Genomic DNA, 18,497 nt, shown 5'->3' on the forward strand with positions numbered 1-18,497 from the left:
CTTGGCTGCTGAGCTGCATGTCGAGCTCGTCGCCGCGGACCGCCAGGTCTGGTCCGGCGAGGCCACCCTGGTCGTCGCGCGCACCACGTCCGGCGACATCGGCGTCATGCCCGGTCACCAGCCGCTGCTCGGTGTGCTGGAGTCGGGCCCGGTGACCATCCGCACGAGCGACGGCGGGACGGTCGTCGCCGCGGTGCACGGCGGTTTCATCTCGTTCGCGGACAACAAGCTGTCGCTGCTCGCCGAGATCGCCGAGCTGTCGGACGAGATCGACGTCCAGCGCGTGGAGCGCGAGCTGGAGCGGGCGAAGGCCGAGGGCGATGCCTCCGCCGAGCGCGCCGCGGACGTCCGACTGCGTGCGGTGGCGACCAACTGAAACCTGGCGCACCACGCGATGACGTGACTCAGCCGCGGCTGGGACCGGAGGAATCCGGCCCCAGCCGCGGCTGAGGCGAATGTGGGTGTTTTTTCCGTTCCGTTACCTGTTTTACCTAGGAGACGAGGAGGTCGGTGTCGATGGTCCTCGCTCTGACTGTGTGCGGAATCGTGGTGGCCCTGGTAGTGGTGGGGCTGTTCGTCTTCGGCCTGCGCCGCAGACTCATCCAGCGCTCCGGCGGCACCTTCGACTGTTCGCTCCGCTGGGACGTCCCGGAGAAACCCGACACCAACGGCAAGGGCTGGAGCTACGGCGTCGCCCGCTACAACGGCGACCGCATCGAGTGGTATCGCGTCTTCTCCTACGCCTACCGCCCGCGCCGCACGCTGGAACGCTCCGCGATCGAGGTCGCCGGCCGCCGGCTCCCCGAGGGCGAGGAGGAACTGGCCCTGCTCTCCGACGCGCTCATCCTCACCTGCCTGCACCGGGGCACGCGCCTCGAACTCGCCATGAGCGAGGACGCGTTGACGGGTTTCCTGGCCTGGCTGGAGGCCGCTCCTCCCGGCCAACGGGTCAACGTTGCCTGACCGGACACACCGGGTTGGGTACGTCGGCCTGACTGACGACGACCGTGCGGGGCGCGGAGCCGAGTGTCACGGTGACGTCGACCGGGCAGGCGGCCATGACGGCGGCGGTGACCGCGGTGGCGAGGGCACCGGCCGGCGCGGCCCAGGAGTAGGCGGACCTGGTGGTGGTGCGGGACGTGGACCTGCGCTTCATGGTTTCCCCCGTGGTGCGGTGTTCCGCTCGCTGTCGTAAGACCAAGATGCCCGGGTCGAAATCCCGTTACGGGCGCCGATCGGCCTCGGGTCCGGGCCGAAGGGCCCCCTGAGGTGCACGCCGGGGGCGCGCGTCGCGAACAACGCGCCGCGGACAGACCCGTGAGGTCCGCCCGCGGCGGTGTGGTGCTGAGCGGTGTGGGGATCAGCTCAGCCCGTTGTTGATGGCGGTCACCAGCTCACCGTTGCTGGTGTCGCCGCTGAAGTCCCAGAAGAACGCGCCGCCCAGACCCTGGGTCTTGGCCCAGCTCATCTTTCCGGCGATCGTGCTCGGGGTGTCGTACGACCACCAGTTGTTGCCGCAGTAGGCGTACGCCGTGCCGGCGATCGTGCCGGTGGCCGGGCAGGTCGTCTTGAGGACCTTGTAGTCCTCGATGCCCTGCTCGTAGGTGCCCGCCGCCGGGCCGGTCGCCGAGCCGCCGGGTGCGGCCTGGGTCACGCCGGTCCAGCCTCTGCCGTAGAAGCCGATGCCGATCAGGAGCTTGTTCGCGGGGACGCCCTTCGACTTGAACTTGGCGATCGCGTCGGCCGTGGTGAAGCCCGGTGTCGGGATGCCGCTGTAGGTGGTGAGCGGGGAGTGCGGGGCGGTGGGGCCGGTGGCGTTGAAGGCGCCGAAGAAGTCGTACGTCATCACGTTGTACCAGTTGACGTACTGGGCCGCGCCCGCGTAGTCGGCGGCGTCGATCTTGCCGCCGGAGGTGCCGTCCGCCGTGGTGGCGGCCGTGACCAGGTTGCTGGTGCCGAACTTGGCGCGCAGCGCGGACATCAGGTTCTTGTACGCCGCCGCGCCGCTGGTGTCGCAGGACAGGCCGCAGGCGTTCGGGTACTCCCAGTCGATGTCGATGCCGTCGAACACGTCGGCCCAGCGCGGGTCCTCGACCAGGTTGTAGCAGGACTGCGCGAACGCGGTCGGGTTGGCCGCGGCCTGGGCGAAGCCGCCGGACCAGGTCCAGCCGCCGAAGGACCAGAGGATCTTGATGTTCGGGTACTTGGCCTTCAGCTCGCGCAGCTGGTTGAAGTTGCCGGCGATCGGCTGGTCCCAGGTGTCGGCGACGCCGCTGACCGACTGGTCGGCGGTGAACGTCTTCTGGTAGTCGGCGTAGGCGTCGCCGATCGCGCACTGCCCGTTGGTGACGTTGCCGAAGGCGTAGTTGATGTGCGTGATCTTCGCGGCGGAGCCGGAGGTCACCAGGTTCTTGACCTGGTAGTTGCGCTGGTACGTGCCCCACTCGGTGAGGTAACCGAGCTTGACCGCGTTGCCGGTGGCTGGGGGAGTGGTCGTACCGCCCGTGGTGTGCACGGCGGCCGAGCCGCTGACCGGTCCTGTCTGGTCCGCGGTGTCGCGGGCCTGCACGGTGTACGAGTAGTCGGTGCCGGCGGTCAGGCCGGTGTTCGTGTACGACGTCGTCGTGACCGTGGCGACCTTGGTGCCGTCGCGCAGGACGTCGTAGTTCTTGACGCCCTTGTCGTCGGTGGCCGCGCTCCAGGAGAGGTTCACCGAGGTGTCGGTGATGGCGGAGGCGGTGGGGGTGCCGGGCGCGGAGGGGGCCGCGTCACCGGGGACGGTGGTGCCGCCGTCACAACTGCCGCCGTTGAGCAGACAGTTGGAGGGCGAGCCGCTGCCGGCGCCGTTGAAGCCGAAGGAGACGGAGGCGCCTGCGGCGATGGTGCCGTTGTAGGACTTGTTCTTCGCGGTCCAGTGGTTGCCGGAGTTGGTGACGTCCGCGTCCCAGGCCGAGGTGACGGACGTACCGGAGGGGAAGTCCCACTCGACCGTCCACGAACTGATCGCGCTGGTACCGGTGTTCTTGACGGTCCACTGACCGCCGAAGCCGGTACCCCAGTCGCTGGACTTGGTGAAGGTGGCGGTGGCGGTCGACGCGGCCTCGGCGGGCGCGGCCAGACCGACAAGAGCGGCGAGCGGAAGCAGCAGGGTCGCGAACCCGGCAACTGCTCGATGTCTGAAGCGCATTGAGCGCCTCCTCGGGGGTAAGGGGGCGCGACTGAGCCTTCACGCCCACAGTCCCGTGAGGATAGGAAGGTCTGGACCACGGGTCAATAGGTCTGGACCACTTGGGAGTTGGGGGTCAGCGTTCCCCGCCGGGCACCCAAAGGACGTCCCCCGCCTCCTTGTTGGCCGTCCGGGCCAGGATGAACAGGAGGTCGGAGAGGCGGTTCAGGTAGGTCGCCGTCAGGGGGTTCATCACCTCGGCGTGGACCTCCAGCGCCGTCCACGTCGAGCGCTCCGCCCGGCGTACGACCGTGCAGGCCTGGTGGAGGAGGGCCGCGCCCGGGGTGCCGCCCGGGAGGATGAAGGAGCGGAGTTTCTCCAGCTGCTCGTTGAAGTGGTCGCAGTCCGACTCCAGCTTGTCGATGTAGAACTGCTCGACACGGAGGGGTGGGAACTCCGGTTCCGCCACCACCGGCGTGCACAGGTCCGCGCCCACGTCGAAGAGGTCGTTCTGGACGCGGGTGAGGACCTTGGTGATGTCCTCGGTGAGGGCGCCGAGGGCGATGGCCGTGCCGATCGCCGCGTTCGCCTCGTTGGTGTCGGCGTACGCCGAGATCCGGACGTCCGTCTTGGCGACCCGGCTCATGTCGCCGAGGGCGGTGGTGCCCTGGTCGCCGGTCCTGGTGTAGATGCGCGTCAGATTGACCATGCGGCCAGCGTAGTTAGGGTCCGGGGGTTCGGCGAAGGGGGTCAACTAGGCCGTACGGGGGGTCGAATGGCCCGTGCCGGTGTGATGTCCGTCAGATGAGACGTGACGCGCGTTACTAACCGGTCACACAGCGCCGCACCTTCGCTAGTGTCCGCCGAGAGGCATACGGATACACGCTGTAAGCGTTTCAAAGGGGAGTCGCACAGTGGCACGGAAGCTTGCCGTCATCGGCGCCGGACTCATGGGTTCCGGTATCGCCCAGGTCTCCGCGCAGGCGGGCTGGGACGTCGTCCTGCGCGATGTCACCGACGAAGCCCTGAAGCGTGGCACCGACGGCATCAAGGCCTCGTACGACAAGTTCGTGAGCAAGGGCAGGCTGGAGGCGCACGACGCCGACGCGGCCCTTGGGCGCATCACCGCGACCACCGATCTCGACGCCGTCGGCGACGCGGACATCGTCGTCGAGGCCGTCTTCGAGAAGCTCGAAATCAAGCACGAGATCTTCCGCGCGCTGGACAAGATCGTGCGCGAGGACGCCGTCCTCGCCTCCAACACCTCCGCCATCCCGATCACGAAGATCGCGGCCGTGACGGAGCGTCCGGAGCGCGTCGTGGGAACGCACTTCTTCTCACCGGTCCCGATGATGGGGCTGTGCGAGCTGGTGCGCGGATACAAGACGAGCGACGAAACCCTCGCCACCGCAAGGGAGTTCGCCGAATCCGTCGGCAAGACCTGCATCGTCGTCAACCGTGACGTGGCCGGGTTCGTGACGACCCGTCTCATCTCGGCGCTCGTCGTCGAGGCGGCGAAGCTGTACGAGTCGGGCGTCGCCACCGCCGAGGACATCGACCTCGCCTGCAAGCTGGGCTTCGGTCACGCGATGGGCCCGCTGGCCACCGCGGACCTCACCGGCGTCGACATCCTGCTGCACGCGACGAGCAACATCTACACCGAGTCGCAGGACGAGAAGTTCGCCCCGCCGGAGCTGATGCGCCGAATGGTGGACGCCGGTGACATCGGACGCAAGAGCGGGCAGGGCTTCTACAAGCACTGAAACCGCACACGCCCCTGCCCCATCACACGCAGGGGTGAATTCGGTATCGGTTCGCTCACAGACGGCAACCTCGTGGCACTTCACGCAGTCAGAGGTTGCATCACCTACATCACGGAGAACGCCACCGCACTCACGGGGAGCGCATATGTACATCAGGGGCGACCACGTCGAGCTGGTCGTCGGGGGCCGCCTCGACGTCCGCAGCGCGGCGGACGCCCGTACGGTCCTGCACTCGGCGGTCGACGACGGAGTCGGCGATCTGGTGCTGGACCTGTCCGAGCTCGACTCCTGGGACGCCACCGGCCTCGGCGTCATCATGGGAGCCCACCGACGGGCCGGCCGCTGCGGCCGCCGCCTGGTGCTGCGCCGCGTACCGCCGCAGATGCAGCGCCTGCTCGTGGCCACCCGGCTGCACCGCATCCTCGCCATCGAGGGCGGGATCGGGGTGGAGTCACTGCCCAGGGTGTGATCCCGGACCCGGAGGGTGATCCCGTACCGCGCGCAATCCTCATGAGACTGTGACGTCTCGGACGGCGCGGTACCCCGGGCTGTCGTAGATACTGTGCGAAGGTTTAGGGTTCGGTCGTCCGCTGCCTTACAACCCTTCGAGCGGGCCCGGACCAGAAGCGACAGCGCGGTGTGCACAAGGCCGGGAGGGGCCTTGGGTCCTGTCGACCCGCACACGACGCTTTTGGGGGGCTTGGACCTATGGACCCGATCGACCGGGGACCCGAGGAGTACGGCCATGACGGCGACGACACGTCGTCGCGTCAGCGCCCGCCGCGGGAACCCCTCACACCCGACTTCGGCCAGCACACACCCGCACTCGCCCGTACCGTGCAGCTGGTCACCGGTGACTTCCTGCTCACCGTCAACCCCGTCGACGGCAGCGAGATCGAGGCCTGCCCGCCCGGGCAGCGGCCCGGTCGGCCCGCGAAGTTCGGTGCCGCCGAGCGCGCCGAGGCGGCCCGCGCCGCCAGACCACCCGTCCCGCCCGGCCTGAACCGCCCCGAACTGCCGCTCCTGGAGCGCCAGGAGGAGCGCGAGCGTCTCGTACGGCTGCTCGCCCGCGGCCGTTCCGTACGCCTCACCGGCCCCTCGGGCTCCGGCCGCACCAGCCTGCTCGACCTGGTCGCCGAGGACTGCCTGGACCTCGCCCCCGACGGCGTGATCCGTCTCACGGGCTTCCACCGCACGTCCACCGACCTCCTCCACGACCTCTTCTACGCCGTCTACGACGCACCCCTGCACCGGCCCGGCCGGGAGGAACTCCTCGCGCTGACGCGGGAGATCGGCGCGGTCGTCGTCCTGGACGACATCGAGTTCGGCGCCGCCGCCCTCGACGAGCTCCTCGACGCGACGCCCGAGTGCGCCTTCCTGATCGCCGCGACCCCGGAGGTCCCGGCGCCGTCCGCGGACTCCGCGATCGAGGAGGTCTTCCTCGGCGGCCTGGCCCGGCCCGGCGCCGTGGAGGTCCTGGAACGTGCCGTGGGCCGCGTCCTCACCGAGGAGGAGGCGAACTGGGCGGGCGACCTCTACTTCGAGTCCGAGGGCCTGCCCCTGCGCTTCGTCCAGGCCGGTGCCCTGCTCCGCCAGCGCGACCAACTGCGCGTCGGCACCAGTGCCGTCGAGGAGTTCGGCGTCTTCCAGGACGCGGCCCCGGTCGACGCGCCCTTCGACGCCCCGCCCCTCGACCCGGACGAGACCGACGCCGTACCCCTGCCGTCCCTCGGGGAGGCCGCCGCGCCCGCGCCGCTGCTCGCCTCGCGGCTCAGCACCTCGGCCCGGGCCACCCTGCGCTTCGCCGTCGCGCTCGGCGGCGAGGTGCCGCACCAGGCGCATCTGCCCGCGCTCGTCGGCGACACCCACGCGGACGCCGCCCTCGGCGAACTCGCGGGCTGCGGACTGGTCTCCCCGGTCGGCTCCCGCTACCGGCTCGCCACCGGCGTCCAGACCCAGCTGGAGGCCGCCGGATACGGCGACGACGTCGCGTCCGGTGCCCTCATCGCCGCCCTGCACTACTCCTGGTGGGCCGGGCACCCCTCGGTCACCCCCGCGCGCGTGTGCGCCGAGGCGGACGCCCTGCTCGCCGCGCTCGTCGCCCTGGTACCGGCGACGACACCGCCCGGCGACGGCGAGGAGAGCACCACCGTCCACCTCGCCCGCACGGCAGCGCCCGCGTTCGCCGCCGGACTGCACTGGAGCGCCTGGGAACGTGTGCTGCGCTCCGGCTTCGAGGCCGCCCAGCTCGCCGCCGATGTGAGTGAACAGGCCTATTTCCAGCACGAGTTGGGCGTCCTCGCGCTCTGCGAGGGCGACCTCGACCGGGCCCGGGCCGAACTGGAGTCGTCCATCGGCCTGCGCGGCGAGGCCGCCGACAAGCGCGGCGCCGTCGCGGGCCGCCGCGCCCTCGCCCTGGTCGCCGACCGCTCCGGCATCGCGCTCGCCCTCGGCGCCACGGCCGGTGAGGAAGTGCCGGACGCGCGCTACGAGGAGTCGGCGTCACCGCCCGGCGGCATACCGGCGCCCTTCCCGCCGCTCCAGCCGCCCGGCGACACCTACACCCTCGTCGCGCACCAGCCCTCGCCCCCGAAGTCCCACAACAAGGCCCGGGGCGGCCTGCGCGGCTACGCCCGGCGCAACCTCGTCGCGGCCGGCGCGGGCGTCCTGCTCGCCGCGGTCCTCGGCACGGTCGTGACGCTCGGCGCCACGTCGAACAACAACAACGCGGACAACCCGTCCGACAAGGTCGGCGTCAACCCCTCCGCCAGCCAGGGCACCGGCGACGACAGCCTCGGTGCCGACCCGGCGAAGAACGGCGACAACAGCGACACCGGTACGGCCACCGGCCGGCCCACCGACCCGGGCCCGGACGGGACCTACGGGACGTCGGACGACCCGACACCGCCTTCGGGCAGCAGCGGGCAGCCTTCGGACACCCCGAGCGGGACGGGGAACGGGTCGCACACGCCGTCTCCGACCAAGTCCACGTCGACGAGGCCTTCTTCGCCGAGTACGACTCCGTCGCATTCGACGTCCCCGAGCGCTTCGACGTCGCCCTCGCCGAGCGAGTCCCCGACGCCGACCGAATCGTCCTCGCCGTCGATCACCCCGTCCGCCGACACCTCGGCGAGCGGCGCCGCCTCAAGTGCCCCCGTCCAGACGGCCAGTTCGGCCGCGCCCGAGAGCAGCAGCGCGGACACGTCGAGTAGTGCGGGTGCCGTGATCTGACTCCCGTACGACAGTCCCGTCGGACATGAAAGGGCCGGTTCCGATGATCGGAACCGGCCCTTTTCGTCGTGGTGAAGTCGGTGTCTGCCGACGGTTGTTCGGAACAGGCTCAGAACAGGCGCAGCTTGTCGTCCTCGATGCCGCGCAGGGCGTTGTAGTCGAGGACCGTGCAGCCGATGCCGCGGTCGGTGGCGAGGACGCGGGCCTGGGGCTTGATCTCCTGGGCGGCGAAGATGCCGCGGACCGGGGCGAGGTGGGGATCGCGGTTCAACAGCTCCAGGTAGCGCGTGAGTTGCTCCACGCCGTCGATCTCGCCGCGCCGTTTGATCTCGATCGCGACGGTCTGGCCCTCGGCGTCCCGGCACAGGATGTCGACCGGTCCGATGGCCGTCATGTACTCGCGGCGGATCAGCGTGTAGCCGTCGCCGAGGGTGTCGATGCGGTCGGCGAGCAGCTCCTGGAGGTGCGCTTCCACGCCGTCCTTGATCAGGCCGGGGTCCACGCCGAGTTCGTGCGAGGAGTCGTGGAGGATCTCCTCCATCGTGATGATGAGCTTCTCGCCCGCCTTGTTGATGACGGTCCAGACGCCCGCGGGATCTTCAGGGTCCCCGGAACCCTCCTTCAGAGTGCAGGGCGGAGACATCCAGTTGAGGGGCTTGTAGGCCCGGTCGTCCGCGTGGATCGAGACGCTGCCGTCCGCCTTCACCAGGATGAGACGGGGGGCGGAGGGCAGGTGGGCGGTGAGCCGGCCCGCGTAGTCCACGGAACACCGGGCAATGACGAGACGCATGGTCGGCAACGCTACTCGACGGGCGTAGGTACACGCGATTCGCCCACCCGTCTCCCACCACCACCCTCAACCGAGGCCCTGCGGGCCGCCCCTGTTGTCCTGGAAGACCCGTGACGCCCGTTGTTCATTCTTGGCCGATTGTGGGCCCATTGAGAGTTCCCTATGTACGCATTCTCCTGGTGCCGCCACCCTCCGTTGCCTACCGTATAAGCGGGAGGTCGCGAGACATGTACGCAGCGTGTTCGTCATCGCGAACTCCCTTACCTGTCCGGCAACCCCCGCGCCTTGGGGGTGCGAGAGGAGAACCCATGTCGCTCGACGTCTCACCGGCCCTACTCGAAAAGGCCGAGCGAGGCGAGGTCGACGAAGCTGAATTCGTCGACTGCGTCCGGACCTCCCTGCCTTACGCATGGGAGATGATCAGCTCCCTGGTGGCTCAGCTGAAGGTCGACGGCGGTGCGTTCGCCGACAACCAGACGCCGCCGCCGGACGAGCAGGCACGCGGTCAGTTGCTGCGTGCGCTCGCGAGTGACGCGATACGCGGCGCGCTGCAGCGGCACTTCGGTGTACGCCTTGCCTTCCAGAACTGCCACCGGGTGGCGGTGTTCCCGCTGGACGGCTCGGTCGACGAGACGCTGGCCCGCTTCACCTCGGTGCGCAGTCAGCTGCTGAACCAGTCCCCGGAGTTCAGGGACTGCTGACGCGGCGGACGGCGCACTGCTTGCCGCTCCGTACGCGGGAGGTGCTCTGTACGGGGCGGCAAGCTCCCCGCGGATCGTCCAGCGTGGTTCGCTCAGCCGAGGTGAGGGAGCACCTCGGCTCCGAGCCGCCGTACGTTCTCCTCGGTCGCCGCGAGGTCCCCGGACCCCTCGACGAGCAGCGCGAAGCGGGAGATGCCGGTCCGCTCCGAGGTCGCCGCGAGCCGGTCGGCGCACAGCCGCGGGGTGCCCACCGGGTGCAGCCCGCAGAGGAGTTCGGTGTACGCGAGCGGGTCGCGCATCCGGCGCTCGCGGTCGTCCACCGTCATATGGGCGTCGAGCCCCTGCTTCAGCCAGCCCGGCATCGCCTTCACCAGGGCCTCCACCGCGTCGGCACGCTTGTCCGCGATCTGGCAGACACCGGCCGACACATGGGCCGCCCCGCGGATCTCCTCCGCCGGCCGTCCGGCCGCCCGCGCCAACTGCCGCCACAGGGCGACCATTTCCGCCTTCTCCTCGTCCCCGACATGCATGCCCAGCAGCATCGGCAGGCCCCGCTCGGCCGCCAGCCGCACGCTCGCGGGCGAGGTGCACGCGACGACGACCTCGGGGCCCGGCGCGTCCGACAGCGCCTCCGACGGCCTTGGTACGACCGGCACTTCACGGAACGCGAAGCGGTCCCCGGTGCCCGCGACCGACGGCTCGCGCAGCCAGCGCATCAGCAGATCGAGTGATTCCGGGAACCCCTGTTCGTAGGCGGCGAGGCCCGAGCCGAACACCTCCAGGTCGACCCACGGCCCGCCGCGCCCCACGCCCAGCGAGAAGCGCCCCCCGCTCGTCACGTGCAGCAGCGCGGCCTGCTCGCCGAGGGCGACCGGGTGGACGGTGGGCAGCACGCTGACCGCGGTGCCGACGCGGATGCGCTGGGTGCGGCCCAGCAGTAACGCGGCCAGGGTGACCGCGGACGGGCAGGTGCCGTAGGGCACGAAGTGGTGCTCGGCCAGCCAGGCCGTGTCGAGACCGGCTTCCTCCGCGACCTCCACCGAGCGGACCGCGCGGTGCAGGGCCTCCCCCTGGCCCTGCCCCGGGAACTGGGCCGCCAACACAAAACTTCCGACGCGCATGGCTTTTCCTGCTTCCTTGGCTCCGACACGGAGCTCCCCCACCGGGCATAACCGCCCGACACGTGCCGAGGACACGGCCTGGCAAAGAGATTTGCGGATTGTCTGCAGAATGCGCGGTCCCGAGGGGGACTTGTACGGGTTGATGCCCTTCGCGTACCCCTGCGCGGGCCACGTAGGCTGGACACAGCCCTTGCCTCCTGTATAGCCCCGTGAGGTGTTCTGTGTCCCCGCGTCGCAACCGACCCAAGGAGTCCGGTTCCTCCGGCCCCAGTGCCGACGACGAGCCCTCGGGCCGCTACGGCGGCTGGCAGTCCACGGAGCACTGGCAGGGCGAGGAGTGGAGCGTGCGCCACGTCGCCGGGGCCAGCGCGCAGGGCAAGACGTACCGCTGCCCCGGCTGTGACCAGCAGATCCCCTCCGGCGTCCCGCACGTCGTGGCCTGGCCGGAGCACGCGGGCGTCGACGACCGCCGCCACTGGCACAAGGCCTGCTGGAACGCGAAGGACCGCCGCACCACACGGGTGCAGCGGTCCAGGAACGCGCCGAGGTTCTAGGCCGACCTTCTAGAAAGTGGTACTGCTCACACGTCCCGCTGCTCCAGCAGCGCGACCGCGCCCGCGAACGCGACGGCCGTCACTCCCACGATGATCCACAGCGGGTCCCAGCCCGAAGGGCCGCTCTCCGTCAGGGAGTTGGAGTAGAAGACGCTCAGCTGGTTCGGGATCGAGTACTCGAACAGCTTCTCGCGTACGCCCTCCAGCGACTGCGAGAACATGAACAGCGCGATGACCAGCGGGGCGAGCACCGCGCCGATCATGACGGTGATCGCGCCCGCCGAGTGCCGGATGATCGAGCCGACGATCAGCGAGAGCAGCCCGAGCAGCGCGATGTAGAGCGAGACGCCGACCGTCCCCTTGAGCCACTCGCCGGCGGACGGGTCCTTCGCGCCGTTGTTCTCCAGCAGCGAGGCGTCCACGAAGGCGATGAACGCCGAGGCCACCAGCGTCACCACGAAGGCGACCCCGAAGAACACGATCGACTTCGCCGCGAGGACCCGGCCGCGGCTGGGGCACGCGGTCATCGTCGTGCGGATCATGCCCGTGCCGTACTCCGAGGCCGTGGTCAGCACGCCGAGCGTGATGATGCACATGCAGCCGAGCAGCAGCCCGAAGAAGCCGTAGGAGAGCGGGTTCTCGCCGTGCAGCTCCGAGGAGGAGTTGCTGACCACGACGGCGGCGAGCAGGCCGATGCCGACGACGAGAACCACGAACACGCCGAGCGTCCAGATCGTCGAGCGCACCGACTTGATCTTCGTCCACTCGGAGGCGAGCGCATGCCCGAGATGCGTGCGCACCACCGGGATCGGCGAGGTGTACCCGCCGTACGAAGGACCGGCCGCCGCCTGCCAGTTGGGCGCGGCTGCCTGCGGCATCGGGGGCTGGGGCGTACTCATCGGGCGTCCTCGGGCTTGGTCAGGTCGGCGGCGGGTGCGGGGGAGGAGGGCTGCGCGGGAGCAGGCGGGTCCGCGGGGGCGGGAGCGGCCGGGATCGCGTCCGCGACCGGAGCCGGAGCAGCCGCCGGGGCACCCTGCGCCGGGCCCTGGGGCGGCTGTGTCGCCGTCTGCGGGGTCAGGGGTGCAGGAGGCCCGTACGGGCCCGGCACCGCCGCGCCGGGCGCCGCAGGGGCGCCGTACGGATTCGGGGCGCCGTAAGGATTCGCCGGCGGCTGGCCCATCGCGAACGGCTGGCCGCCCTGCTGCGGTGACGGCGGCGCGTACCAGCCCGGCTGGCCCTGCCCCGGCACCGGCATGGGCGGCTGCGCGCCCGGCGGCAGCTGCTGCATCAGGCCGGCCTTCTGGTCGATCGTCGAGCGGTAGTCGACAGCCCCCTGCGTCATCCGCATGTACGCCTCCTCCAGCGAGGCCTGATGCGGGGACAGCTCCCACAGCCGTACGTCCGTGTCGTGCGCGATGTCGCTGATGCGCGGCAGCGGCAGTCCCGTGACGCGGAGTCCGCCGTCCTGCTCGGGCAGGACGTGGCCGCCCGCCTCGGTCAGCGCGGAGGTCAGCTTCTCGCGCAGCTGCGGCTCGGTGTCCGGGGTGCGCACGCGCGCGAAGTCGGCCGAGTTGGCCGAGATGAAGTCCCGCACGCTCATGTCCGACAGGAGCTGGCCGCGCCCGATCACGATGAGGTGGTCCGCCGTCAGCGCCATCTCGCTCATGAGGTGCGAGGAGACGAAGACGGTACGGCCCTCCGCCGCGAGCGCCTTCATCAGGTTCCGCACCCAGAGGATGCCCTCGGGGTCGAGGCCGTTGACCGGCTCGTCGAAGAGCAGCACCTGGGGGTCGCCGAGGAGCGCGGCGGCGATGCCGAGCCGCTGGCCCATGCCGAGGGAGAAGCCCTTGGAGCGCTTTCTCGCCACGTCCTGGAGGCCCACGACCCCGAGCACCTCGTCCACGCGCCGGGCCGGGATGCCCGAGAGCTGGGCCAGGCTGAGCAGATGGCTGCGGGCGCTGCGGCCGCCGTGCACGGCCTTGGCGTCGAGCAGGGCGCCGACCTGTCTGGGGGCGTTCGGCAGCTTGCGGTAGGGGAAGCCGCCGATCGTCACCTGTCCTGACGTGGGGTTGTCCAGGCCGAGGATCATGCGCATCGTCGTCGACTTGCCCGAGCCGTTGGGCCCGAGGAAGCCGGTGACGGCACCGGGCCGCACCTGGAAGGAAAGGTTGTACACGGCGGTCTTGTCGCCGTAGCGCTTGGTCAGGCCGACAGCCTCGATCATGCTCCGCACCCATCGAAAGGATCAGGACAGCAGGGCACACGCCCCCGTAAGGGTTAGGAGGATATCGGGGCGCTGACGGTTCCGCCCAAGAGAAAGTAAAGCAACGCCCGAAGCCGAGGCCCGTGGCTACGCGTCCCGCCGCTTCAGAAGGACGTAGGCCCCGACGAGCGAGGCGAGCACCCAGAGGGCCATGATCCCGAACCCGCCCCACGGTCCGTACGGCGCCGAGTCGTCGACCGGGGTGACCACCTGCATGATCTTGCTGCCGGCCTGGTCGGGCAGGTACTGGCCGATCTTCTTCGTCGCGGAGACGTTGCCGAGGATGTTGGAGATCAGGAAGAAGAACGGCATCAGGATGCCCAGCGACAGCATCGGCGAGCGCAGCATCGAGGCGACGCCCATGGAGAACAGCGCGATCAGGGTCATGTAGAGCCCGCCGCCGATCACCGCGCGCAGCACGCCCGGGTCGCCGATCTCCGCCCTGTGGGAGCCGAGCATCGCCTGCCCGAGGAAGAACGTGAGGAAGCTCGTCACCAGGCCGACCACGAGACACAGCCCGGCGGCCACCGCGATCTTGCTGAACAGGAAGGTGCCGCGCTGCGGGACGGCCGCGAGCGAGGTGCGGATCATGCCGGTGCTGTACTCGTTCGACACGACGAGCACCCCGAACACGATCATCGCGAGCTGACCGAGACTCATCCCGGCGAAGCTGATGAACGTCGGGTCGAAGGACAGCTTGTCCTTGGCGCTCATGTCGTCGAACTGGCTCTTCGACAGCGCCGAGATCAGCATGCCGAGCCCGATCGTCACCACCACGGCCAGCGAGAGCGTCCACACCGTCGACGCGACGGAACGGATCTTGGTCCACTCCGAGCGGATGACCTGGGTCGCCGCCATGTCAGCCCTTCTTCCAGCCGTCGCCCCAGCCCTGCTGCTGAGCAGGTGCCACGGGGGGTGGTGGTGCGTCGGAATGCGCGTGGTACTCCACCGACTCCGCGGTCAACTGCATGAACGCCTCCTCCAGGGAGGCCTGTTGGGGACTCAGCTCGTGCAGCACGAGCTGGTGCGACGCGGCCAGCTCACCGATCTGCTCGGACCTGCCCCCGTCGACTTCGAGCACCCCGCTGCCGGACTCGACGACGGTGATCCCGGCCTGGTGCAGCACGTCGAGCAGCCGCTCGCGCTGCGGGGTGCGGATCCGGACGTAGGACCGCGAGTTCTGCTGGATGAAGTCGGCCATGGAGGTGTCCGCGAGGAGCCGGCCCTGGCCGATGACGACGAGGTGATCGGCCGTCAGCGCCATCTCGCTCATCAGGTGCGAGGAGACGAAGACCGTACGACCTTGCCCGGCAAGGGACTTCATCAGGTTGCGGATCCAGTGGATGCCCTCGGGGTCGAGCCCGTTGACCGGCTCGTCGAACATCAGGATCCGCGGGTCGCCGAGCAGCGCGCCCGCGATGCCGAGCCGCTGGCCCATGCCGAGCGAGAACCCCTTGGCCTTCTTCTTCGCGACGGAGGTGAGCCCGACGGTGTCGAGTACTTCATGCACCCGGGCCTTCGAGATGCCGTTGCTCTGCGCGAGACACAGCAGGTGGTTGAAGGCGCTGCGGCCGCCGTGCATGGCCTTGGCGTCGAGGAGGGCGCCGATGTACGTCAGAGGGTCCTTGAGCTGGTCGTAGTGCTGGCCGTCGATGCGCACGTCGCCGGCGGTCGGCCGGTCGAGACCGAGCATCATGCGCATCGTCGTCGACTTGCCGGCGCCGTTCGGGCCGAGGAAGCCCGTGACGATGCCGGGTCTGACGGCGAAGGTGAGGTTGTTGACCGCCACCTTCTCGCCGTACCGCTTGGTCAGCCCCTCAAGCTCGATCATGCGGCCACGCTAAGACGGGCGTTCGGCGGATGCCACCCGAACGGGCAAACAGAGTCCGACAAGGCAGGCAACAACCGTGAACGCCGTCGCCCAGGCGAACGCGTGCGGGAACGCGGTGCCGCCGTGCCCGTGCGCGAGGACCGTCGCCAGTACGGCCGTTCCGACGCTGCCGCCGAGCTGCTGCACGATCCGGACGGTGGTGCTCGCGTGCGGGATACGGGCCCGGTCGAGACCTTGGTACGCGCCCACCATGACCGCCATGTTGGCCGCGCTCACCCCGAGGCCGCGCACGATCAGCGCACCGAGAAGCAGGGCCGCACCGGGATGCGGAAGAAGGAAGGGGAGGGTGCCCAGGGCGCACAGCAGCATGCCCGCCACGGTGACCGGGCGCGGCCCGAGCCGGTCGGTCAGCGGGCCGGTGACCCGGGCCAGCAGACTGCCGAGACCCTGCGGCGCCAGCAGCAGCCCGGCCGCGATCACGCCCTCGCCGCGCGCCTGTTGGTAGTAGAGGGGGAGCAGGAACATCCCGCCGAACAGGGCGAGCCCGTTCAGGAACGTCAGGATCGAGGAGACGGCGAACGCGCGGTCCTGGAACAGGCGCAGGTCCACGAGGGGTTCGCGGGCGCGCAGTGCGTGGCGGGCGAACAGGGCGATGAGTACGGCGCCCACCGGGATCGCCGTGGCGCGGGCGGCGCCGGTCTCGGACAGGCCGTAGACCAGGGTGGCGAGGCCGGGGGAGAGGAGCAGGAGGCCGGTCAGGTCCAGGTGGTGGCCGGGGCGCGGGGTGTCCTTCGGGACGCCGCGCCAGGCCAGGGCGAGGGCCAGGAGGCAGACGGGCAGGTTGACGTAGAAGATCCAGCGCCAGCTGAGGTGACCGACGATCAGGCCGCCGACGACCGGGCCGAGGATCGGTACGACCATGGCGGGCAGGGTGATCACCGCCATGAGGCGGCCGAGGCTGCGGCCGCCGGCGGCGCGCATCACCAGGGTCTGCAGGACGGGCAGCAGCAGTCCGCCGCCGATGCCCTGCACGACCCGGAAGGCGATCAGCGAGCCGATGTTCCAGGCGAGCCCGCAGAGCAGGGATCCGGCGAGGAAGAGGAGCAGCGCGCCGAGCCAGACGCTCCGGGAGTCGAAGCGTTCGACGGCCCAGCCGGAGACCGGGACGACCGTCGCGAGGGCCAGGAGATACGCGGTGCTGACCCATTGCAGGCTCGCCGTGGAGGCGCCCAGGTCGTGGCCCAGGGTGTGCAGGGCTATGGAGACGATCGTGCTGTCGAGGAGCGGGGCGAGGGCGCCGAGGACGAGGATGCCGGCGAGCTTGCGGACGGCCGGGTCGAGGTGTTCGGCGGGGCGGACGGTGGTGTCGGGCATGGCGGTTCCCCCTTTGGAGACACCTTTAGAGACGGTGCGTCTCTAAAGGGCCACGTTAGACTGGCCCCGATAAGAGACGCAAGGTCTCCTAGTGGGAGTCAGGGGTGCCGGTGATGGCCGCAGAGCAGACGCGGCGGCGCGGGGCCGCGCTGGAGGCCGACATCCTGGACGCCGTATGGGAGGAGCTGGCCGAGGTCGGCTACGCCCGGCTCACCATGGAGGGCGTCGCGGCCCGGGCCCGTACCGGCAAGCAGGTCCTCTACCGGCGCTGGGCCAACCGCGCCGAACTCGTCAAGGCCGCCCTGCCGCACCGCACCGGCTTCATCGTCGACCAGGTGCCGGACACCGGGGAGTTGCGCGAGGACCTGCTCACCCTGCTGCGGCTGATGGCCGAACGGCAGCGGGAGATCGGCCCGGACGTCATCCGGGGCCTGCTCGCGGAGGTGACCGACCTGGACCCGAAGGTTTTCGGGATCATGCACGACATCCTGCTGACGCTGCTTCAGCGTGCTGTGAAGCGGGGTGAGATCCCCACCGCCGACCTCCCCCGACGGACCGTCACCGTCCCCGCGGACCTGCTGCGTTACGAGATGGTCGTCTCCCGCGACCCGGTCGCCGACGCCACCCTCGTCGGGATCGTCGACGACGTGTACCTGCCCCTGCTGGCCGGACACGGGTGAGGCCCGCACCCCCTAAGGGAATGCGGGCCTCAGCCGGCGTTCACATACCTACTGGCAATCGCTTGCTCACCGGGACTGCTGAGCCGGAACTCCACGAGAGATCGGCTCGTCCTCGACCGGCGAGCTCGCGGCGGCCACCGCGGCACCCGTGAGCGTGGCGAGCATCTCGCGCACGTTCGTCAGCTGGGCGTTGATGCTGTCGCGACGGTTCGTCAGGGCGGCCAGCTCGCGCTCGGATTCCGAACGGATGCGGTCGGCCTTGGCGTTCGCGTCGGCCACGATGTCCTCGGCCTGGCGCTGAGCCGTCTCCACCGTCTGACGGGCGCGACGCTCCGCGTCCGTACGCAGCTTCTCGGCCTCAAGCCGGAGCTGCTCCGCGCGGTGCTCGATCTCCGCGAGGCGCTTCTCGGCCTTCTGCTGACGCGATGCCAGGTCGCGCTCGGACTGCTCGCGGCGCTTGGCGAGGTTCGTCTCGAAGTCGGCGGCGGCCTGCGCGGCCTTGGCGCGGGTCTCCTCGAAGAGGGCGTCGGCCTCCTCGCGCTTCTGCTGCGCGTCCTTCTGGGCCTCGCCACGCAGCTGGGCGGAGTCGCTCTTGGCCTTCTCGACGATCCGGACGCCCTCGTCCTCCGCCTTGGACTTGCGCTCCGCAGCGAACGATTCTGCGTCGTTGCGGACCTGCTGAGCAGCGGACTCCGCGAGTTCGCGGTGCTGCTCGGCCGCGCGCCGTGCCTCCTCGCGCAGGTCCTTGGCCTCTTCCTCGGCGAGGCGGAGGATCTTCTCGACCCGCGCGCCGAGACCGGCGTACGACGGCTCTGCGTCGCTTACCTGGGCCGCGGCGTTCTGCGTTTCGAGGTGGAGCTCCTCGATGCGCTTTTCGAGAGCAGTGATACGGGCCAGAGCGCTGTCACGGTCGGAGACGAGCTTCGAGATGCGTTCGTCCACCTGAGCGCGGTCGTACCCACGCCGCACAAGCTCGAAGCCGTAGGGGGAAGTGTCGCTCATGGGGTTCCTGTCGAATGAGAC

The 18,497-nt window shown here is 70.1% G+C and carries 19 protein-coding genes; 8 read left to right on the forward strand and 11 right to left on the reverse strand.

The window, feature by feature from the left end:
* Position 1 precedes the first annotated feature (1 nt).
* Positions 2–376, forward strand: coding sequence for a F0F1 ATP synthase subunit epsilon (locus tag OG496_RS37675; RefSeq protein WP_359602173.1), 375 nt, complete (start codon positions 2–4; stop codon positions 374–376).
* A gap of 140 nt (positions 377–516) precedes the next feature.
* Entirely contained in the window at positions 517–963 is a 447-nt protein-coding gene (locus OG496_RS37680) for a DUF2550 domain-containing protein (RefSeq protein ID WP_327401276.1), read from the forward strand.
* Here OG496_RS37680 and OG496_RS37685 read toward each other — a convergent pair.
* From OG496_RS37685 to OG496_RS37695, 3 genes are all read right to left on the reverse strand, one after another.
* The gene (locus OG496_RS37685; RefSeq protein ID WP_405974043.1) at positions 950–1,156 is read right to left on the reverse strand and encodes a hypothetical protein; all 207 of its coding nucleotides are present in this window, start codon (positions 1,154–1,156) and stop codon (positions 950–952) included. The genes OG496_RS37680 and OG496_RS37685 overlap by 14 nt on opposite strands.
* Before the next feature lie 204 nt (positions 1,157–1,360).
* Positions 1,361–3,187 carry a glycosyl hydrolase family 18 protein gene (locus OG496_RS37690; RefSeq protein ID WP_405974044.1) on the reverse strand — a complete coding sequence of 609 codons (1,827 nt, stop codon included), beginning with the start codon at positions 3,185–3,187 and terminating at the stop codon, positions 1,361–1,363.
* Positions 3,188–3,302: 115 nt separating this feature from the next.
* Entirely contained in the window at positions 3,303–3,875 is a 573-nt protein-coding gene (locus OG496_RS37695; protein ID WP_405974045.1) for a cob(I)yrinic acid a,c-diamide adenosyltransferase, read from the reverse strand.
* A 205-nt stretch (positions 3,876–4,080) separates the two neighbouring features.
* Here OG496_RS37695 and OG496_RS37700 point away from each other — a divergent pair, with 205 nt between their 5' ends.
* The 3 genes from OG496_RS37700 (at position 4,081) to OG496_RS37710 (ending at position 8,160) form a co-directional block, all read left to right on the forward strand.
* Positions 4,081–4,929, forward strand: a complete 849-nt coding sequence (locus tag OG496_RS37700; RefSeq protein WP_366489908.1) for a 3-hydroxyacyl-CoA dehydrogenase family protein — start codon at positions 4,081–4,083, stop codon at positions 4,927–4,929.
* Between the two features lie 145 nt (positions 4,930–5,074).
* Positions 5,075–5,398, forward strand: a complete 324-nt coding sequence (locus tag OG496_RS37705) for an STAS domain-containing protein (protein WP_019060737.1) — start codon at positions 5,075–5,077, stop codon at positions 5,396–5,398.
* A 239-nt stretch (positions 5,399–5,637) separates the two neighbouring features.
* Positions 5,638–8,160, forward strand: coding sequence for an ATP-binding protein (locus OG496_RS37710; RefSeq protein ID WP_405974046.1), 2,523 nt, complete (start codon positions 5,638–5,640; stop codon positions 8,158–8,160).
* Positions 8,161–8,269: 109 nt separating this feature from the next.
* Here the strand turns inward: OG496_RS37710 and nucS are convergent, their stop codons facing one another.
* A complete protein-coding gene (gene nucS, locus OG496_RS37715) occupies positions 8,270–8,950 on the reverse strand; it encodes an endonuclease NucS (RefSeq protein WP_366489910.1) in 681 nt (226 codons plus the stop codon).
* Between the two features lie 308 nt (positions 8,951–9,258).
* Here nucS and OG496_RS37720 point away from each other — a divergent pair, with 308 nt between their 5' ends.
* Positions 9,259–9,651 (forward strand): SCO5389 family protein, encoded by a 393-nt coding sequence (locus OG496_RS37720; protein WP_019060740.1) that lies wholly within the window; start codon positions 9,259–9,261, stop codon positions 9,649–9,651.
* Positions 9,652–9,743: 92 nt separating this feature from the next.
* On the opposite strand, the gene OG496_RS37725 is transcribed toward OG496_RS37720, so the two are convergent.
* Positions 9,744–10,772 (reverse strand): LLM class flavin-dependent oxidoreductase, encoded by a 1,029-nt coding sequence (locus OG496_RS37725; protein ID WP_405974047.1) that lies wholly within the window; start codon positions 10,770–10,772, stop codon positions 9,744–9,746.
* Positions 10,773–10,993: 221 nt separating this feature from the next.
* Between OG496_RS37725 and OG496_RS37730 the strand changes: the two genes are divergently transcribed.
* Entirely contained in the window at positions 10,994–11,326 is a 333-nt protein-coding gene (locus OG496_RS37730; protein WP_366489912.1) for an ATP/GTP-binding protein, read from the forward strand.
* A gap of 26 nt (positions 11,327–11,352) precedes the next feature.
* Here the strand turns inward: OG496_RS37730 and OG496_RS37735 are convergent, their stop codons facing one another.
* From OG496_RS37735 to OG496_RS37755, 5 genes are all read right to left on the reverse strand, one after another.
* Complete coding sequence (locus tag OG496_RS37735; protein ID WP_399387251.1) at positions 11,353–12,225, reverse strand: ABC transporter permease; 873 nt, start codon at positions 12,223–12,225, stop codon at positions 11,353–11,355.
* On the reverse strand, positions 12,222–13,550 hold the full coding sequence (locus OG496_RS37740) for an ATP-binding cassette domain-containing protein (protein WP_405974048.1): 1,329 nt from the start codon (positions 13,548–13,550) through the stop codon (positions 12,222–12,224). Before OG496_RS37740 ends, OG496_RS37735 begins: the two co-directional genes overlap by 4 nt.
* A gap of 126 nt (positions 13,551–13,676) precedes the next feature.
* Entirely contained in the window at positions 13,677–14,447 is a 771-nt protein-coding gene (locus OG496_RS37745; protein ID WP_318018857.1) for an ABC transporter permease, read from the reverse strand.
* A 1-nt stretch (position 14,448) separates the two neighbouring features.
* The gene (locus tag OG496_RS37750) at positions 14,449–15,420 is read right to left on the reverse strand and encodes an ATP-binding cassette domain-containing protein (protein WP_405974049.1); all 972 of its coding nucleotides are present in this window, start codon (positions 15,418–15,420) and stop codon (positions 14,449–14,451) included.
* A gap of 9 nt (positions 15,421–15,429) precedes the next feature.
* Positions 15,430–16,794 (reverse strand): MDR family MFS transporter, encoded by a 1,365-nt coding sequence (locus OG496_RS37755; protein WP_405974050.1) that lies wholly within the window; start codon positions 16,792–16,794, stop codon positions 15,430–15,432.
* Between the two features lie 113 nt (positions 16,795–16,907).
* Here OG496_RS37755 and OG496_RS37760 point away from each other — a divergent pair, with 113 nt between their 5' ends.
* Positions 16,908–17,474, forward strand: a complete 567-nt coding sequence (locus OG496_RS37760; protein WP_366489920.1) for a TetR/AcrR family transcriptional regulator — start codon at positions 16,908–16,910, stop codon at positions 17,472–17,474.
* Positions 17,475–17,540: 66 nt separating this feature from the next.
* Here the strand turns inward: OG496_RS37760 and OG496_RS37765 are convergent, their stop codons facing one another.
* On the reverse strand, positions 17,541–18,476 hold the full coding sequence (locus OG496_RS37765) for a cellulose-binding protein (RefSeq protein ID WP_033285426.1): 936 nt from the start codon (positions 18,474–18,476) through the stop codon (positions 17,541–17,543).
* Positions 18,477–18,497: the final 21 nt, after the last annotated feature.

The organism is Streptomyces sp. NBC_00988 (assembly GCF_045162645.1).
Classification (GTDB): domain Bacteria; phylum Actinomycetota; class Actinomycetes; order Streptomycetales; family Streptomycetaceae; genus Streptomyces.

Bases quoted from the DNA above. Each gene is read 5' to 3' on its own strand.
- OG496_RS37710 (WP_405974046.1), top strand. From the start codon at position 5,638: ATGGACCCGATCGACCGGGGACCCGAGGAGTACGGCCATGACGGCGAC.
- OG496_RS37695 (WP_405974045.1), bottom strand. From the start codon at position 3,875: ATGGTCAATCTGACGCGCATCTACACCAGGACCGGCGACCAGGGCACC.
- OG496_RS37690 (WP_405974044.1), bottom strand. From the start codon at position 3,187: ATGCGCTTCAGACATCGAGCAGTTGCCGGGTTCGCGACCCTGCTGCTT.
- OG496_RS37720 (WP_019060740.1), top strand. From the start codon at position 9,259: ATGTCGCTCGACGTCTCACCGGCCCTACTCGAAAAGGCCGAGCGAGGC.
- OG496_RS37705 (WP_019060737.1), top strand. From the start codon at position 5,075: ATGTACATCAGGGGCGACCACGTCGAGCTGGTCGTCGGGGGCCGCCTC.
- OG496_RS37735 (WP_399387251.1), bottom strand. From the start codon at position 12,225: ATGAGTACGCCCCAGCCCCCGATGCCGCAGGCAGCCGCGCCCAACTGG.
- OG496_RS37750 (WP_405974049.1), bottom strand. From the start codon at position 15,420: ATGATCGAGCTTGAGGGGCTGACCAAGCGGTACGGCGAGAAGGTGGCG.
- OG496_RS37765 (WP_033285426.1), bottom strand. From the start codon at position 18,476: ATGAGCGACACTTCCCCCTACGGCTTCGAGCTTGTGCGGCGTGGGTAC.
- OG496_RS37755 (WP_405974050.1), bottom strand. From the start codon at position 16,794: ATGCCCGACACCACCGTCCGCCCCGCCGAACACCTCGACCCGGCCGTC.
- OG496_RS37760 (WP_366489920.1), top strand. From the start codon at position 16,908: ATGGCCGCAGAGCAGACGCGGCGGCGCGGGGCCGCGCTGGAGGCCGAC.
- OG496_RS37685 (WP_405974043.1), bottom strand. From the start codon at position 1,156: ATGAAGCGCAGGTCCACGTCCCGCACCACCACCAGGTCCGCCTACTCC.
- OG496_RS37740 (WP_405974048.1), bottom strand. From the start codon at position 13,550: ATGATCGAGGCTGTCGGCCTGACCAAGCGCTACGGCGACAAGACCGCC.
- nucS (WP_366489910.1), bottom strand. From the start codon at position 8,950: ATGCGTCTCGTCATTGCCCGGTGTTCCGTGGACTACGCGGGCCGGCTC.
- OG496_RS37725 (WP_405974047.1), bottom strand. From the start codon at position 10,772: ATGCGCGTCGGAAGTTTTGTGTTGGCGGCCCAGTTCCCGGGGCAGGGC.
- OG496_RS37680 (WP_327401276.1), top strand. From the start codon at position 517: ATGGTCCTCGCTCTGACTGTGTGCGGAATCGTGGTGGCCCTGGTAGTG.
- OG496_RS37745 (WP_318018857.1), bottom strand. From the start codon at position 14,447: ATGGCGGCGACCCAGGTCATCCGCTCGGAGTGGACCAAGATCCGTTCC.